Origin of the sequence: Nostoc flagelliforme FACHB-838, assembly GCF_014698065.1 — a bacterium.
Lineage (GTDB): Bacteria > Cyanobacteriota > Cyanobacteriia > Cyanobacteriales > Nostocaceae > Nostoc > Nostoc flagelliforme_B.
Genome location: NZ_JACJSI010000018.1, coordinates 1 through 17808 on the forward strand (window position 1 = coordinate 1; position 17808 = coordinate 17808).

The window sequence follows — 17808 nt, forward strand, 5'->3', positions numbered from 1 at the left end:
TCTTTTAGACCTTCCTGTAGCTTACTGACTTGCTCCGACGTTAAAAAGTTTTTAGCTGCTGGTGGCATAGTTGCTTTTAAACGACTTCCTCTTCTTATTATGCAACTTAAGTGCCGATTAGCTTATCTAGTGGGTCGTAGATATAAACGAGAATGTTGGTATCTAGTAAAATCTTACCGTTCATAAAGGTCTTCACGCTGCCAATCCCGACCTCCAAGTTGAACAGGTCGAGTTTTGATTTGGTCAATAAATTCTCTTTCGGCTTCCCACATTACAAGATTGGTTTGGGGTAAAGTTATTTCACCAAGATGAAGGTCAATGGCTTGGCGAATAATCTCTGCTTCACTTACACCCACCTGTTGAGCGATCGCTTTTAGCAGATGCTCTTGACGTGGTTCAATATAAATCTGCTTACGGATTTTGCTTGACACAATTTAAGTTCTGAATAATGTATACATCACATTATACATTACTTATTTGTATTGGGTTTGCGATCGTTCTAAGACCAAGATTCCCGACTTTTCTAAAAGTTGAGAAGTTTTTTGTAGAAGTTTAATTGTTATTAGATGTTTGCAATAGATAATGGCTGGGCAACGGATGCTGCTGCACACATAAAATGTTTAGTAGCTAAAGGTATTTTTTTAACCTTTTAATAACCTAAGATTAACTAAAATTTATCCAGTATCAGCACTCGACTTTCTGGAGTAAAAGTTGTACAAAAAAGCTAGACCTTACTGGATGCAAATTACATGAGCCAAAAAGTCAGCAAAGTGTTTACCCAGTCTGGGGCAATTCCTTACAGAGTAAACAATGGTAAAATTGAAATCTTGCTGATCACAACCCGTAACTTTCAACACTGGGTGATTCCGAAAGGAGATATTCCTAATGGTATGAGTCCGCCTGATTCAGCAGCAAAAGAGGCGTGGGAAGAAGCAGGGGTGATTGGGCAGGTAGACATGAATGAACTAGGCACTTACAAGTACCGCAAACAAGGCAAAACTTACCGCGTCAAGATGTACTTGTTATCAGTGGATATGCTGAGTGAAGATTATCCAGAAGCAAATAAAAGAAAACGACAATGGGTAGAAGTAAATAAAGCTATCAGGCGGGTTAAGTTTAATTCACTTAAACGAATCCTTAGAAGTTTTTTTCAAGTTAAATCTCACTTTTGTGGATTTCGCTTTTAACTAAGTAAGCAAGAATCAATCAAACTATGTTACACAATGTCAGGTTAATTAAATTGGCTTGTAGTAAGTGGCTCCATCTGGGCAAATAAGGCTGGAAGTGCTTAGTAAAAACCTTTAATCATTTAATTTAGTGAGTGTATATTCCGTTCTAAATCCATAGTAAATACCTAAGTTTTTATACCGATAGTTGCATCAGCTTACAATGCCTTAGATGTTTGTAAATTAACAATTGCATTCCTAACTGATATCAAGTCCGGGTGATTAGTTATAATAAAATTTATCAATGTAGGCTGGGTTGTAGCTTGCTTCCCCGCAGGGGTATGGCAGTGAAACCCAATATGAACAAGGATCAAGTGTTGGGTTTCGTTCCTCAACCCAACCTACAAATATTACAAGTGTTTAACCGAACCTGATATGACTCAGAGAAATGCCTATCAATGGCATTAGTATATAATCCAATATCTTTGAAAATTAAATATTATCTGTTGCCTCAATCAAAGCACTAAGAATTCCTGGTTCACTCATCGAATGTCCGGCATCAGGAACTACTATAAATTCTGCTTCTGGCCAAGCTCGATGTAATTCCCAAGCTGATATCATTGGGCAAACTACATCATAACGTCCTTGAACAATTACAGAGGGAATATGGCGGATGCGGTCTATATTTAAGAGTAATTGATCTTCTGTTTCCAAAAATCCCTTATTCATAAAGTAATGGCATTCAATACGTGCGAAAGCTGAAGCAAATTCACTCTCGCTAAACTTTTGCATGAGTTCTGCATCGAAAAAAAGTCTACTTGTACTAGCTTCCCAAATTGACCAGGCACGCGCTGCTATTAATTGAATTTCTAAATCTGGACTGGTCAACTGCTTGTAATATGCTGCGATCAGATCATCACGTTCTGCGATCGCAATCGGTTTGATATACTCTTCCCAAGCATCAGGAAAAATATAGCTAGCACCCTCTTGGTAAAACCATCGCAACTCTTTTTGTCTCAGCATGAAGATACCACGGAGAATTAATGCCGTGCATTGAGAGGGATGGGTTTGACTGTAGGCTAATGATAAAGTGCTACCCCAGCTTCCACCAAAGACCGCCCACTTTTCTATACCTAAATGTTGGCGCAGTTTTTCGATATCACTAACTAAATCCCAAGTGGTGTTTTCTCGTAATTCAGCATGAGGTGTGCTTTGACCACAACCGCGCTGGTCAAACATCACTAACCGCCATTTTTCGGGGTGAAAATATTGCCGATAAAAAGCTGGACATCCACCACCAGGGCCCCCATGCAGCAAAACGATGGGTTCACCTTGTGGATTCCCTGACTCTTCAAAATGAATGGTATGAAGGTCGGAAACCTTTAAACTACCTTCTAAGTAAGGCTCGATCGCTGGGTAAAGTTCTCGCATTTTGGATATTTTATCAGTAATATTGTCATAGCGATCGCTTGTCAAATCAAATAAACCCGATACCCATAATACAACCCTCCAATGGCCTTCCACCTACACAGCGATCGCCTCAGCTGAGAATGATCACAGTATTGAAAACTTGGGCTGCTACTCCCAAAAGATTGTAGAGACGTAGCATTGCTACGTCTCTACAAAGGTTTTGGATAGCGTATATTTAATTTCACCAGCTGTCTAATTTATTAGAAAATCAAATTCCCGTAGTAGGGGCGCACATCTGTGCGCCTCTATCGCCAACCTTTAGAAGGTGAAAGTTGTTCTCAATGTACCGATAATTGCATCATCGTTATCGCTATTTTGACCAGGAGAAGTCAACCAGATAACACCAGGGGTGATAGAAATGTTATCCGACAAGCGATACTTGTAAAAGCCTTCAAAGTGATAAGGTATATCATTACCAGTGCCAGCAAAAACTCCTCCTCGGTTAAAGGAATATGGTTCTGCACCAGCAAAAATACCCAATACATTACCTGGTTTACCGAAGTCAGGTAAGGCTACCCCAACACCGTAGCTCCAAGCTTCATAATCATCACCTGCACCAACACCTGAGATATCGTGGTAAGAAACGAAGCCACTAATTGACAGTTTGTCGCTGGGTCTGAAGGCTGCCGATACACCATAAGAATTACTGGAAGATGCGTTTAAGAGAGTATTAGCTTGATTAGTACCGACGACGCGGCTAGTACCAGGCAAACCACTACCTGCATCAAATAAACCGATACTTCCAGCACCATGATAACCATGAACGTAGGTAGCAGCGATCGCCAAGCGATCGCCAACACTAAAGTTCAACTGTCCCAGAGCTGCATAGTTACCCTCTAACAAACCTTGACTTGGCCCAGGATTATTAGCATTTGATGCCAAGTATCCTATAGTCAGTGAACTTGGTTGGAAAAAACCACCGCCTTTACCAAAGGGTAAAGTCAGCGCTGCACCTGCACCACCACCAATGCGATAGATGGGACTTTCAGAAGCAAAGGTAGATAAAGCACCATTACCGCCATCAAAGTCTTCAAAGTAAGGGTTGTTAGTGGCAACATAATCGCTATGAATACCTCCGGTGGCTGCAAAGTAAGCTTGGACGGGGCCTATGGGTACGTAATACGCTAGCCAGTCTATAATCACACCGTTGTTACCAGTGGTGCCGACTTGAAACGTTTGTGTGCCCTCAGCAGTATCAATTGCAGCACCATCATTCCCTACTTGGGTAAAAGCTTGTGCATTACCGGCTGCAAGACGGGTGTGTAAAACGTCTCTACCCGTAAAGCTGGTTTGCAAGTCTAAACGTACCCTATTTTGGAAGACAGTATTGTTAACATCGCCAGTGGTACTACCAAAAATATCAGTAACAGCAAAAATAGCTTCACCTACCAATTTTGTGGTAGTGGAAAACTGATTAGCTTCTAGTTCAGCAGTCCGTGCTTCTACAGCATCTACTCGACCACGCAGAGTTGCCAGTTCTGCCGAGTATTCCTCTTGCAAACGCTGGAGGGTCGCTAAATCTTGTTTTGATACCAAGTCAGCAGTTGCTGTGGCAATCAGTTCATTAACCCGATCTAAACAAGCATTCAAACCTGCGGCAAACTCATAACGAGTCAGGGCCCGGTTGCCACGATAAGTAGAATTTGGATATCCTGCTATACAACCGTAGCGCTCAACTAAAGACTGTAAAGCTTGGAATGCCCAGTCAGTCGGTTGTACATCAGAAAACTGAGAAACTGATGTGACTTGAGACAGTGAATTTTGGTTTTTGCCTTCGCTGCTGTAGCGATTAACTTGTTCTAAAACCTTATTATCTTCAGTTTTTTGGGCAACCAATTGCTGATTAACTTTTGGTTGCTCGGTTGGAATAAATATTGAAGCATTAGAAGCTATTGCTGCTTCTACCTGAGCAGATTTTGCCTTTATATCTTCAGAAGAGCTTGCTACTTCAGCAGCCATAGCCCTAGCAGAAACCAACACCGTCACTCCCAAAACTACTGGAGTTAGTACCAGAGTTTTCCACAATAGATAAGACATTATTTTATTTTCCTTTCCTAAAAAAGACCCAAAATCAGTGGGTTGAAGAAAAAGAGAACAAGCTATTATTCTACTTGTTAGAAATCTTATCAGATTGCTCTTATTTAAGCTATATCTACAAGAATTTTCCTGGATGAAGAATCGTAAACTTTTACAGATGACTTGTTTGTCAAAGGTCGTCTTTCTAGGCTAATTTCACTCTATTTTGTGCCATTTATCAACTTTATCATCATGTTTTTAACCCTGATTTGCGGTAGATACTCTTTATCTTTAAATTTATTCCTCAATCAAATAAAGTGTATCTATATATTAGATTTTCTTTATGAATTAATAACTATTAGTTATGAATTATTTGTTTCAAGCTCTAATTTAGGCAGTTAATTTTTCATAACCATCAGCAGTTGTTGTTTCTAATCCCAAAATGCGATACATATCTGGTTCAGATGTTCCGTGCATTGTCAGAACCAGAGCGTCGATTAATGCTTTGGCTTTAAGCAGCGTTTCCTGAAACTCTATCTCCGGCTCAGAAAGCGCTATGATGCCGCCACCGATACCAATGGAGGTTTGCTCAGGAGTCAAAACAGCAGTCCGAATCACAATATTCAAATCGGCTGAACCATTCAAGCCCAAAAAGCCGATCGCTCCTGAATACACTCCCCGCGCCTCTTGTTCTAAGCGATCGATAATTTGCATGGTACGGATTTTTGGCGCACCGATCATCGACCCTCCGGGAAATGAAGCCTGCACGCAATCCACCGCTTGTACGTCTGCGCGTAACCGTCCGCGTACCGTTGTCACCAACTGATGTAGTGTTGGATACGTTTCCACATCCATTAATTTTGGTACGTGAATGCTACCAACTTGACAGACTCGTCCCAAATCATTGCGTAATAGATCCACAATCATCAGATTTTCAGCGCGGTCTTTTTCGCTGTTGCGTAGCTTTTCACGGAGGACAAAATCTGCTTCGGGGGTTTCTCCTCGTGGTAGGGTTCCCTTAATAGGCTTAGTTTCTACCCAACCTTGACGATCAATGTGTAGAAACCGTTCTGGAGATGAGCAGGCGATCGCAATTTCACCAAAGCGTAAAAATGCAGAGTAAGGAGCAGAATTGATTTTACGTAATGTGCGATAGAAGGTCAATGGATCGGGTGTCGCATTGGTATGCAGCTGATTCGTCAGGCAAACTTGATAGGTTTCCCCTTCGTGAATCTCGTCTAAGCATTGGTGAATATCTTGAATATAGTTTTGATAAGTGCGACTCAAATGGAATTTAACTGGCTGAGAATTTTCCGGCGGTACATCTGAAGAAAGAGGATCTAGATTTTCGAGTTGTTGTTGGATAGTCTCAAACCAAGTTTCTACCTGTTCTGTTTGCCCTTTTTTGATTAATTGCAACAAATAAAGACATTCTTCTTGATGATCGATGGCAATCATGCGATCGGCAAGTAAGAAAATTGCATCAGGTAATGCTGAAGAATGCACCAATGACGAGCCACATTCTGCCTTGAGTTCATAGCCAAAATAGCCAACAAATCCACAGTTAAAATCAAACGGTAACTCATCAGCTTGGCAACTTCGGAGGTCAATTTCTCGTTTAAGATAGTCGAAAATACTTTCGCTATGATGGCTAACACGATCTGAGTGTGCGATCGTGAGTTCTTGCCTTTGGGTATGGTAGCGTACCAAAAGGCTGTTTTCTCCGTTTCCGTCGCCCATAAACGAGAAGCGAGATAAACCGGTTTCCACACGGCTACTATCTAACCAAAAAGCATTTGGTGCTTGCCGAAATAAATGGACAAATATCTGTTCTGTATTCGGACAAATATCTAATTTGCGTCTGTGAAGTTCAAACTTCTCCTCTTGTCTTTGACAAGGTTCATCGCTAGGAGGAGCAATAAATCCATATCCGCTCCAATACTGGTTTTCTCGATTTATTGACGATTTATCTGTAAATTGCAGCGTAATATCTCGAAAGTTTTCTAATAATCTTTGTCCATATTCTGTACAAATAGACTCTGGATGAAACTGCACACCCCAAAAAGGTAGATACCGATGACGCAATCCCATCACTAGTCCTTCTTCAGTCCAAGCAATTTTTTCTAGACACTCAGGGAGTTGATCGGCAACTAACAACGAATGATACCGCACTACAGAAAACTGATGAGGAATACCTTGAAATAGTTCCGAATTATTATGATAAATTTTACTGAGTCTACCGTGTCTAACTTCTGGTGCATGAACCACTCTGCCACCATGTAAGTAGCCAAGCCCTTGATGCCCCAGACAAACTCCCAGCAAGGGCACATCAACGTTTTCAATTATTTGTTGGCAGACTCCAAAATCTTTTGACCTTTCTGGACGACCGGGGCCAGGTGAAATCACAATATTATCAAATGCAATTTCTTTCAATTCATCCCAGGTAAACTGATCGTTATGAATTACTAAAGGTAATTCCCCATTTACCTCGGCAATCATTTGGTAAAGATTAAAGGTATAAGAATCATAATTATCAATAATTAATGTTTGCATACATACTAAAATAACTACTATATAGAACGTTTTTGCACTTAGAATATGCGAAATGATTGCAGGTGTAATGCTAGGGTCATCACTTTTAGGATTGATTGCACCAGATTTTCAGCAATGGCTGTTTCCTAAGCTTCCCATTATTACTGCTGTCGGACTCAAGATACCCAATCCATCAATGTCAATTTTATATGCTATAAGCCAGATTGGGTTGGTAATTTATATGTTTTTGATTGCTTTAGAGTTCAACACCAAACTCTTAAAACACCATATCAAAAGTGCAAGTTTGCTATCTTCTGCTGGAATTATCACTCCTTTTATTTTAGGAGCGATCGCATCTTTTTGGTAAAATTCTCTGCATTGATTCTGGCTATAGCAATCTGAAAAATTTATGAACAAAAAGATCCCCGCCCTCTTAAATAAGCCGGGGATCTGAGCCTCTCGGTTCTTCGAGATGTAGTTTCTCAAATTATCAAAATTCCTGTTTCATGCCTGCAACTGCACCGTCACAATAATTCACATCATCAGGAAGTACAAATTAAATTATTCTTGGTTGTATCTAAGAGGTTAATTGTGGCTTTTGTGTGCGTTGGTTTTAGGAGTGGCGATCGCAGGCAAATACATTGGCACTTATGTCGCAGATCGTGTCAGTGGCATTAGCAAACGGGAAGCCTCAGCACTTGGTTAATGAATACACGCGGTTTGACCGAACTGATAGTGCTAAACATTGGTCTAGAGTTAAGGGTAATTTCCCCCTTAATCCCTAACTGAGAATTTGCCTAACTGTGAAAAATCGGATACCCTGACGTTAAGCATTCAGCAGTTAGGTATTTACTTAAATGCCTCTGTCTTATCGGCAACTAGCAACGCCGATGCTAACGAAAAACACTCTCTGGCAGGCATCTTCAGAAATCAACAATTAAATTTATCTGGAAAAGTTGGTAAATTAATCCTTTGTAATATTCCTCGCCCCCAAAACGATCCTCTGAACTCAGTCACAATTTAAATGCAACTTTTGGATAAAGGTAATATGACAGGTGAATTAACCGTAAAGAGCATTCCCCAAACTTTAAAATTTACTGCTGTGCCACAAAAAGCTAATTGAATTGGGGTGCAGAGAGACGCAATTCATCGCGCCTGTGAAAGCGCCTAGTAAACAGCAATGTCAGCGCATTGTATGGGTTTTATGGAGCAAATAAAAAGAATGGATCAGGGACTAAAGACTAAGCAATTTTTTCAATGGGGCAAGCAGCTATTTAATATCAGTATATTAAGCTTTTATGCAGCGATCGCCCTCGAAACTTGCAGCACTGCTGCTACACCAGTAGCAAAGCTAGATAATTGGCGTTTTTCTCCCAAAACACAGCAACTCGAAATCACTCTCTCAGCAGGCACAACCCCCCGTTATTTCTTCCTGACCCAACCCTCTCGTCTGGTTGTAGATTTACCGAATACCAAGTTGGGCAAAGTTACCACGCAACAAAATTATTCTGGAGCAATCAAAAGTATTCGCGTTTCTCAACTCAACCATCACCAGACACGCATTGTCCTAGATTTAGCACCAGGGGCTGTTTTTAATCCTAAGCAGGTACAACTGCAACCCGTTTCCCGAAAAAACTCCACTCGTTGGGTATTACGTCCCGTTCTTTCTGGTAAAACTACTGCCGTCAAACCAACAAAATCCCCACCTGCCGTTAAAAAACAACCTCAAACACCTTATAAGTCGCAGCCGCCTAGTAACCTACCCATAACTACTAATCCACAACTCACAGTTCCGCCTATATCAAATAATCTGCCGTCAACAATTACTAATAACCCAGGGCAGCCTTTTGTCACTGTACCTCCCCTAAGTCCGAACACATCCTCTCAACAACCTGCTTTGATTCTTCCCCCTCCTTCTTTTCCAAATCAACCCGGTGATTTGAACAGCATTCCTCCTTTTGGTATGTCGGAATTTCCAGTTCCAACAATCCCCAATGTTCCCAATCCCCCAGTGATCGAGTTTGGGCAACCCCTTCCTAAAAATAGATAGGGAGCAGGGAGTGGGGGGATGAGGGAGTGGGGGAGCAGGGGGAGCAGGGGGAGAAATTCCCAATTCTAAAATCTATCCGTTTCTTGAGGCGTTCCAACTGCTCCTGGTTGAGCGGTAAATAAGTTTTGAGCAGCTTCATTCTGATATATACACCTAATATCAGGTTTATCACTGTCCAAACTACCTGTAAAGCCAAAAGTGTTCAGGCGATTTTTGCAATCTCTTACCTGCTCAGATGTCACCAATTTACGTTGCTCTAAAAGCGCCCAGTTATTTTGTCGGATCACACAGCCAGGACGCATACTCGGCTGCGAAACATAGACGTTGAATGGATTGAGAGTGACGAACAGCCTAGCATCCATCACCATCGCGCTGGCTCCGTTCTGCACGCAAATCTCAGGGTTAGGTGCTTTCAAATCAATAAATTCACGGGAAGCCACATTAGATGGAGCCAACGTGGTTGTAGAACTAAAAGCAATACCAATTCCAATTCCCAAAATCAACACTCCTCCCATAATTGCAATGGTAAAGAGGTTAAACATAGGGGATTGGAAAATCGAGGGTTTAGAAGTAGTAGCCGATCTACCAGTGGGTTTACGTCTCATTGTTGCTTAATCACCTTCACGCCGTTTGGCAGGGAGTAGTCTAAAGTTTTCTCCCTCTTTCAGTATGCCTATTCTTGACTGTAATTGTCTGCGATTTTTTGGGCAGTATTCTTCTTAGAATGATAAACCAGGAACTTATTTAGATATATTGACAGAATTTCAACCTTTTTGGTTATTGTTTCCATCTTGAACAATTGGGAAGTATTTTTATTTATCTGCCGATTAAGGAATGGTTATTACTTTTATGCTGCTTCACATTTAAACCACAGAGTAACTGTCTTTAATTTCTATATTTCATTAACCAAGTATAACATATTTTTGATATCTATCAGATAGTCTTGATTCAATGGGTTGCGCCCAGTATTCCCCAATTTCAGCTAAAGCTTGTTGGGGAATACTGCGCGCTCTGCAACTGGGTACTGGGAATTGGGAAAAAAACTCTTTGCCAGTTTAATTTGCACAGATGATGCAGTCACTATGCTTGGATTATCTAGCTTTTTCTTTGTAATTTTCCGAAGAGTATGAGCGGAGGATATTTGCCCTTATAACTATCCCAGACAAATTTTTTGTATTCGGATGAAAGATTTTTGTTCCCCCTAGTAATTGATATGTCAAATAAGGTAACTTAAAATTTAAGAAAGTTTTAATAAATCAAAAGAAGCAAGTGACATCTCAAAAAGCGTTATTTTCAAGCAAGAAGTTCAAAACTTCGCAACTTCAAATCCTTCTAGCTGATAGTCTGACTATTTTCTGGGGAGATTGGTTAGATTTACGTGTGAGAATCGTACAAGTTGCTGCATCAGGCTTAATCTCTCCACTGATATATATTTTAGCTTTTGGCTTGGGTTTGGGTAGTTCTATCAAACCAGGCTCAGGGATTAGCGGTGACTATAACAACTATTTGGAATTTATACTACCGGGGATGGTAGCACTATCATCGATGACAATCAGCTTTGGTGGTACGACATTTTCAATTTGTGGAGACAGACTATTTAGCAAAACCTTCGAGGAATTGTTGTTAACTCCCATTCACCCCTTAGCGTTGCACATCGGTAAAATGCTGGCGGGAGTCGTGCGGGGGTTGATGACATCCGGTTCTGTGATTTTGGTAGCAGTGCTTTTGACTGGGAACTGGAATTTTCTCAACCCACTATTTTTATTGTTGGTAGTGCTGAATTGTTCAGTATTTGCTGGCTTAGGGGTAATTGTGGGTTTGAGTGTGCGATCGCTCGAATCAGTTGGACTTTACAACAATTTTATCATTATCCCCATGTCTTTCTTAGGAGCAACCTTCTTTGACCCTGGTACGTTACCAGTTGCCCTCAAAGTCGTAGTTTACCTGTTGCCGTTGACCTACGCCAGCATTGGATTGCGTGCAGCTGCCCATTTACCTTTGTCCCAGTTTCCTTGGTATACCATACCGATTTTGTTGGTGATTGCGATCGCTCTTTCTCTGTGGGGTGGTTATAAATTCGCTCACCAACAAGATTAAAGTAATTCCTTAAAGCTTTAATTACAACCTATGCTTTAACTGTTGAATTTTCTGTAAAACTTTTTCCCGATGCTGCGTCAGCTTGAGCTATCGGGGTAGGCGACTGGCAAGGCTGCTATTATGCCAGCCTAATGTGTCATCTGGCAAGCGTTCTCGCAACGTTGATTGAACATAGTTTTCCAAAAAGCTCAAATGCGCTTCATTATACGCCCATAGTACCTGACTGCAACAAGAGATTTGGAGCGACAGAGGCAATCTAAAAAAATGGTCTAATATTCCATAGCTGGAATTTCTTTGAGCTATGTAATTGTTTTGCTACAATCTATATTTTCGTTTAGCAATATTTGACTGTTGTTTTGTATAGCTACAGTGCTGACAGGTAATTCTTTTGATTGAACTGAGACTTGATTGCTCAGAGTTTACACCCAATACCTTAGCAGTGCGTAGGCGCAGCCCGTCATAGGCATCGCACTGTGGACAACAAACTAAAATTTCTTGCTCAAAATCAAAAAGCCGTTTGTTATAGTCTTTAAACCTTATAACTATTTCACCTCAAGCCTGTTACGTGGTATCCTCCTAAGACAGTAATAAACCACAGTTTATTAGAAAATTATTTAATATTCACATATTGTCTAATTTGTCAATGTATTAATTCTAATTTAGTTTTTTTATAAAGATTGCGTGAAATTACTAATTATCATGATAAAGCATTACAAGAATTGCTTTATAAATCAAGCTATGAGTAGATATAAACTCTGTGAGTAGACGTACTTTGACCACTATTTATCTAGCAGGTAGATAGCAGGTCAAAAGTGAGTTTTTACTCTTTGATTTAACCCACTCGGTATAGCATTCTTTTAATCAACATAAAAAGGACACAAATATGACTACAATCGCCACCAAAATAGCCTTGTCTGTTCTAGGAGCAGCAGGAATTAGTTTTTTGTCTTTGACACCAGCGAGAGCCGTCATATTGGTAGAACCCATAGTGACGACTGCGAATGAAGATATACTCCTAATGAGAGACCCAAGAACCCTTGGAGAAGATATTTTACCAGGGCTAAGAATAGAATATGGTGTCCCAGATCGAGCTAATAACTTGCTAAATGACACTGGGAATAATATGGGAAGCTTGGTATTTGATTTACAAACACTGCCCTACACTAATCCCGATTCTAATCCACCATTTAATAATGAATCGGTGGAGTGGGGAGATGTTGATGGAGATGGAAGGATTGGTTTCTCTAGTATTCCTGGTCTAGACGATATCTTTAAAAATGTTACTGTTGAAGGCAGTATTATTACTTATAGTGGTGGCGAAATACCAGACGGAACCGTATTTTTCAATCGATTTGCTACCCAGCCCAATTTAACTCCAGGTGGTGGAATCATCCCATCAGCACCACCCCCACCAGCAGATCAAGATGGGCCGATTAGGGTAGGTACTTATTACACCGCCATTCCTGAATCAACTAACGTTTTGGGTGTACTGCTTTTTGGCTCTTTAGGCGTAGCTTTAAAACTAAAGCGATCGCTACACTGTTAACACTCTTATGGGGGGCTGGGGAGATGAGGGAAAATTATTGAACAATTTTCTTCCTTGTCTCTTCCCAATGCCCTCATTCTGTAATTAACTCACGATAAACTACCAGTGTTTTTTGATGGACACGGGCAAAACTCAGCCGTTCTAGGCTTTTATTTGCCCGTTGTTTCCAATTGTGCAGCATATCGGCATTACTTCAGTTGCGATCGCCCGGTAACGCATAACTGCTTTGATCATATTGAGTTCAAAATATATATAATTTGCGTAATATTACGCAGAATACCCGTTTTTTTTGTGCGATCGCGTCGGGCAATCTTTGCGTAAGTTTAAATACTTCTCTTTCTTTGCAAAGAGTACCAATTGGCTTGATTGTACTAACTTAGTAAAATTACATACTTTTATGACTTTACAAAAACAGCAATTTGCCTGATGATAAAAAAGGAAATTAATACTCAAAAGTAATTGATTATTAATCTTAACAAGTGTGTGAAAGCTTCCTAATGACAATGCTTCAGTCAGTTTGAGTTCCCCTCATAACCTTAGCTTGAAGTAAAAAAATGTTAACTTTACATACTCCACCCTTTCAATCAAATCCCGTAATTACCACCTTATATAGACATAACTTAGTCTTCATTGACACGGCGGTTGAAGACTATCAGAGTTTAATTAACGGTGTTATCCCCAACACCGAAGTATTTGTTATTGACCCGACACAGAACGGTGTTGAGCAAATTACGGAGATTTTGGCAACCCGCGCTGGACAAAATATTAGCAGCATTCATATTGTTTGCCACGGTGTCCCGGGGAGCTTGCAACTTGGCAACACTCACTTGGGACTTGATACCCTCGAATACCATAGCCAGCAACTGCAACAATGGCAGAAAATATTTTCCACCTCATCCAAAACCCTTAAATCATTAGTTACATCTGCAACAACATCTGTAGTTAACTTACTCATCTATGGTTGCAACGTAGCTTCTGGTGATGTGGGGGCAGAATTTATTGCCAAACTGCACCAACTTACAGGAGCAAATATTGCTGCTTCGCGTAAGTTGATAGGCAATGCGGCATTAGGAGGTAATTGGGAACTAGAAGTACGTACTACCCAGATGGAAGTTACTCTAGCGTTTGCAGAAACGACGCGACAGGCTTACGCAGGATTACTAGCGACCTTCACAGTGAATAATACCGGAGACGCAGATGACGGTAATGCGAACAACGGTATCACGACACTCCGCGAAGCAATAAACCTAGCCAATGCCACTGCTGGGGATGATGTCATTACCTTTGGGGGAGTGTTCACAGATACCACCCCAGATGTCATCACCCTCACCTCTGGGAAACTGACCATTACGGATGATATCACCATCTTAGGCACTGGGGCATCAAAGCTTACCGTGAGTGGGAATAATGCTTCCAGGGTGTTCGAGATATCGGGAATAGGGAGAGATGTCAGTATTGATGGTTTAGCGATCGCTAATGGTAATGATAGCGGTATTTTAATTAATACCAATACCCTCCTTAGCTTGACCAATAGTAATGTCTATGGCAATACTGCAACCTCAAGCGGTGGCGGTATCAATAACAAAGGCAGCCTTAAGCTTATCAATACTAATATCTCTGGCAATACGGCAACCTCTAATGGCGGCGGTATCAATAACACAGGCATCCTCAGCCTAACTGAAAGCAGCGTCTCTGACAATACGGCAACCTCCAGAGGTGGTGGCATTTATAGCGAAGGCATCCTCAGCCTAAATAAAAGCAGCATCTCTGACAATACGGCAACCTCCAGAGGTGGTGGCATTTATAGCGATGGCGATTTAAAGCTTACCAATAGCGCTATCTCTAACAATACCTCGATTTATGGTGCAGGCATTTATAACGGAGGAGATGAAATTCCTTTTAACTACGGTACGGCTACCCTGACTAATAGCACTGTCTCTGGCAATCAGGCATTAGAGGATGGCGGTGGCATTTTTAACCTTACAAGGGTTAGTATCATCAACAGCACCATTACTAATAACACTGGTGACTCAAACGGTGATGGTATTGGTAACGGTGGTGGCGTTTTCAGTAGTGAGTCTGATATATACAACGCGCCACTCGCCGTTGTCGGGAACACCATTATTGCAGGCAACTTTGACAAATCTAGCTCCGGCGACATCAACCCCGACGTGTCCGGCAGTACTTTCAGCGATTTGGGCAATAACCTGATTGGTAATCAGACTGGTAGCACTAATTTTACTACCAGCACCTTAGTAGGTACGAGCGCCAGCCCCATTGACCCAAAACTCGGGCCGTTGGCAAATAACGGTGGTGCAACCTTAACTTCTACCTTATTTGCAGGTAGTCCCGCTATTAATGCAGGCAATAATTCCCTAGTTGCAACTAATATCACCACTGACCAAAGAGGTAATGGATTTAACCGAATTTTCAGTGGTACAGTTGATATTGGTGCTTATGAAGTCCAGTCTCCCATCACCCCGCTACCTGTTAACACTGATACAGTGGTGACTAATACCAATGATTCTGGGGCAGGGTCGTTGCGGCAAGCGCTTTTAAATGCCAATGCAACTGCTGGCGCAGATATAATAACCTTTGCAGACAGCGTGTTCACTGATGCCACCCCAGATATCATCACCCTTACCTCTGGCCAACTGACGATTACTGATGATGTAACCATTGTGGGAACTGGAGCATCTCATCTGACCATTAGCGGCAATAATGCCTTCAGTGTATTCGAGATCACGGGGACAGGGACAGATGTCAGCATTGATGGCTTGAAGATTACCAATGCTAATGATGTCATATATGGGAGTATTTTCCTCAATAGCAATACTAGCCTCAACTTAACTAATAGCACTGTCTCAAACAATCAAGGAGCAGTAGGAGGCATCTTTAACAGAGGCAACCTCAACCTAACCAACACCACTGTCTCTAGCAATTGGGGGTCATCATTAGGCGGCGGTGTATTTAACACAGGCACTTTTACCCTGACTAACAGTACTGTCTCTGATAATAGGGCATACATCGACAGATCATTCAGTGCCTACGCAGGGGGCATATTTAACACAGGCACCCTCAACATAACAGGAAGCACTGTCTCTAATAATAGTGCTTATGCCAATGGTATCGAGTACCGCTTTCCTAACCCCTACCCGTCTTATGGTGGTGGCATTTATAACTCCGGCACTGTCAATATAGCAGGAAGCACTCTCTCTAATAATACAGCAGGGAACGGTGGTGGTATCTTTAATGATGGTACTTTTAGCCTGACTAACAGTACTGTCTCTGATAATGTAGGATTAAGGGGCGGTGGCATCTATAACAACAACGGCACTCTCACCCTCACTAACGACACTATTACCAATAACAAGGCAAGAGGAGGTTTCTACGACATTGAAGCTGAGAATGGGGGCGTTTTCAATAAATCTAATGGCACTGTTATTGTTGGAAACACTATCATTGCAGGCAACTTGGTATATGGTTTTTCCACTGGCGACGTTGAAGGCAACTTCACCGACCTTGGCAATAACCTGATTGGCGACAATACAGATAGCACTGGCTTTACTACTAGCACCCTCGTCGGCACTAGCGCCAACCCAATTGATCCTAAACTCAGCCCCCTGCAAAATAACGGCGGTGCAACCTTTACTCATGCCTTAATTGGGGATAGTCCTGCCATTGACGCAGGTAATAATGCCCTAATTTCAGCAGGTATTACAACTGATCAGCGAGGTGATCGATTTGACAGAATATCTCAGGGTAAAGTTGATATTGGTGCATTAGAGTTCAACGGGGTAAATGGAACCAATGGCGCTGATAATCTAGTAGGCAACATCTATGGTGACATAATTAACGCTCAAGCCGGGAATGATACTATCACAGGTAATCAAAGCAACGATATTCTAACTGGCGGCGGCGGCAAAGATAAATTTGTTTACAACTTAGGTGACGGTGTTGATACCATTACCGATTTCAGCGGGTTAGGTAAAGGCTCAAATCCCTCGGCAGCAGTCATTGGCGAATTAGATACCCTGAAATTCCAAAGTGCTGCATTAACAGCCCGAAATCTGCAACTCACCCAGAATGCTAACAATCTAGAAATCACCTTTGAAGGAGTGGCTGATGATAAAGTTATCCTGCAAAACTTTGCTCTAGAAAACCTAGACAACCTCTCTACTGTCGGTAATATCCTGTTTGATGGGCAAAGCAGCATTAGTGACAGCTTTGATGTCTTTAACGCCAACTCCACCCAAAGCACCATTTTCAACAAAAACACAGTCACCTTTCTCAATGACCTCAACAATAATGTCAATGGCTTTGACAACTCAGCGGATGTGATTAATGGTCAAGAGGGTGATGACCGCATTAACGGCAAGAGTGGCAATGACCTGCTACGAGGTGGTACAGGGAATGATACCCTCATTGGTGGTGCTGGCGATGATATCCTTGTTGGTGGTGCAGGTAGCGATAGTCTTACGGGTAGTGCAGGTAATGACATTCTTGTTGGTGATACAGATTACGATACCGATATCCTGACTGGCGGTAGCGGTCATGACCAGTTCATCTACAAAACCCCTTTTAGTGGTGATACCATCACTGACTTTAATGAGAGCGAGGATAAGTTAGTCCTCACTGACCTCTTAAAGAGTCTAGGCTACAGTGGCAGCAATCCCATCGGTGATGGTTACATACAGTTTGTGCAATCGGGTACTTCTACACAAGTTAATTCTATTCTCTCTAGTAGTGGTTCCTTTTATTACACATTGGCAACCTTGAGTAATTTTACGGCTACCAATCTGATAGTTGGCACTAATGTCATTGTCTAGCACTCAGATTTAACATAGTATGCCGTAAACACACTTTTGCTGGACATCATAACTAGGGACTCCAGTAAAAAAATATCCCATTATAGGGACGCAAGTCCTTGC

Annotated in this window: 12 protein-coding genes and 1 pseudogene; 8 read left to right on the forward strand and 5 right to left on the reverse strand. The window is 41.6% G+C overall.

Translation table 11 applies throughout. From position 1 onward, the window contains the following. Nucleotides 1–173: 173 nt before the first annotated feature. The gene (locus H6G97_RS11775) at nt 174–431 is read right to left on the reverse strand and encodes a ribbon-helix-helix domain-containing protein (protein WP_190940794.1); all 258 of its coding nucleotides are present in this window, start codon (nt 429–431) and stop codon (nt 174–176) included. Nucleotides 432–749: 318 nt separating this feature from the next. Here H6G97_RS11775 and H6G97_RS11780 point away from each other — a divergent pair, with 318 nt between their 5' ends. Continuing rightward, on the forward strand, nt 750–1187 hold the full coding sequence (locus H6G97_RS11780; protein WP_190940795.1) for an NUDIX hydrolase: 438 nt from the start codon (nt 750–752) through the stop codon (nt 1185–1187). A gap of 471 nt (nt 1188–1658) precedes the next feature. Here H6G97_RS11780 and pip read toward each other — a convergent pair whose 3' ends face one another. The 3 genes from pip to pabB all read right to left on the reverse strand — a co-directional run bounded on the left by pip (nt 1659) and on the right by pabB (nt 7205). Beyond that, nucleotides 1659–2597 (reverse strand): prolyl aminopeptidase, encoded by a 939-nt coding sequence (gene pip / locus H6G97_RS11785; RefSeq protein ID WP_190940868.1) that lies wholly within the window; start codon nt 2595–2597, stop codon nt 1659–1661. Between the two features lie 297 nt (nt 2598–2894). Further along, the gene (locus H6G97_RS11790) at nt 2895–4673 is read right to left on the reverse strand and encodes an iron uptake porin (RefSeq protein ID WP_190940796.1); all 1779 of its coding nucleotides are present in this window, start codon (nt 4671–4673) and stop codon (nt 2895–2897) included. 369 nt (nt 4674–5042) lie between these two features. Then, nucleotides 5043–7205 (reverse strand): aminodeoxychorismate synthase component I, encoded by a 2163-nt coding sequence (gene pabB / locus H6G97_RS11795; protein ID WP_190940797.1) that lies wholly within the window; start codon nt 7203–7205, stop codon nt 5043–5045. 52 nt (nt 7206–7257) lie between these two features. On the opposite strand from pabB, the gene H6G97_RS11800 reads away from it, so the two are divergent. The 4 genes and pseudogenes from H6G97_RS11800 to H6G97_RS11815 all read left to right on the forward strand — a co-directional run bounded on the left by H6G97_RS11800 (nt 7258) and on the right by H6G97_RS11815 (nt 9234). After that, nucleotides 7258–7551, forward strand: coding sequence for a cation:proton antiporter domain-containing protein (locus tag H6G97_RS11800; RefSeq protein ID WP_242054903.1), 294 nt, complete (start codon nt 7258–7260; stop codon nt 7549–7551). A gap of 222 nt (nt 7552–7773) precedes the next feature. Beyond that, a pseudogene (locus H6G97_RS11805) lies at nt 7774–7964 on the forward strand (hypothetical protein); the annotation flags it as partial. 13 nt (nt 7965–7977) lie between these two features. Beyond that, nucleotides 7978–8208, forward strand: coding sequence for a hypothetical protein (locus H6G97_RS11810; RefSeq protein WP_190940798.1), 231 nt, complete (start codon nt 7978–7980; stop codon nt 8206–8208). Nucleotides 8209–8406: 198 nt separating this feature from the next. Then, entirely contained in the window at nt 8407–9234 is an 828-nt protein-coding gene (locus tag H6G97_RS11815) for an AMIN domain-containing protein (RefSeq protein ID WP_190940799.1), read from the forward strand. 65 nt (nt 9235–9299) lie between these two features. Here the strand turns inward: H6G97_RS11815 and H6G97_RS11820 are convergent, their stop codons facing one another. Then, nucleotides 9300–9839 carry a DUF3172 domain-containing protein gene (locus tag H6G97_RS11820; RefSeq protein WP_190940800.1) on the reverse strand — a complete coding sequence of 180 codons (540 nt, stop codon included), beginning with the start codon at nt 9837–9839 and terminating at the stop codon, nt 9300–9302. Between the two features lie 664 nt (nt 9840–10503). Here H6G97_RS11820 and H6G97_RS11825 point away from each other — a divergent pair. The 3 genes from H6G97_RS11825 (at nt 10504) to H6G97_RS11835 (ending at nt 17706) form a co-directional block, all read left to right on the forward strand. Next, the gene (locus H6G97_RS11825; protein WP_190940801.1) at nt 10504–11331 is read left to right on the forward strand and encodes an ABC transporter permease; all 828 of its coding nucleotides are present in this window, start codon (nt 10504–10506) and stop codon (nt 11329–11331) included. Nucleotides 11332–12214: 883 nt separating this feature from the next. After that, nucleotides 12215–12877 (forward strand): hypothetical protein, encoded by a 663-nt coding sequence (locus tag H6G97_RS11830; protein WP_190940802.1) that lies wholly within the window; start codon nt 12215–12217, stop codon nt 12875–12877. Nucleotides 12878–13431: 554 nt separating this feature from the next. Beyond that, entirely contained in the window at nt 13432–17706 is a 4275-nt protein-coding gene (locus tag H6G97_RS11835; RefSeq protein WP_190940803.1) for a DUF4347 domain-containing protein, read from the forward strand. The last annotated feature ends 102 nt before the right edge of the window (nt 17707–17808 follow it).

Coding starts and splice junctions, on each gene's coding strand:
- H6G97_RS11780 (WP_190940795.1), top strand. CDS start 750: ATGAGCCAAAAAGTCAGCAAAGTGTTTACCCAGTCTGGGGCAATTCCT.
- pip (WP_190940868.1), bottom strand. CDS start 2,597: ATGCGAGAACTTTACCCAGCGATCGAGCCTTACTTAGAAGGTAGTTTA.
- H6G97_RS11790 (WP_190940796.1), bottom strand. CDS start 4,673: ATGTCTTATCTATTGTGGAAAACTCTGGTACTAACTCCAGTAGTTTTG.
- pabB (WP_190940797.1), bottom strand. CDS start 7,205: ATGCAAACATTAATTATTGATAATTATGATTCTTATACCTTTAATCTT.
- H6G97_RS11800 (WP_242054903.1), top strand. CDS start 7,258: ATGATTGCAGGTGTAATGCTAGGGTCATCACTTTTAGGATTGATTGCA.
- H6G97_RS11815 (WP_190940799.1), top strand. CDS start 8,407: ATGGATCAGGGACTAAAGACTAAGCAATTTTTTCAATGGGGCAAGCAG.
- H6G97_RS11820 (WP_190940800.1), bottom strand. CDS start 9,839: ATGAGACGTAAACCCACTGGTAGATCGGCTACTACTTCTAAACCCTCG.
- H6G97_RS11830 (WP_190940802.1), top strand. CDS start 12,215: ATGACTACAATCGCCACCAAAATAGCCTTGTCTGTTCTAGGAGCAGCA.
- H6G97_RS11835 (WP_190940803.1), top strand. CDS start 13,432: ATGTTAACTTTACATACTCCACCCTTTCAATCAAATCCCGTAATTACC.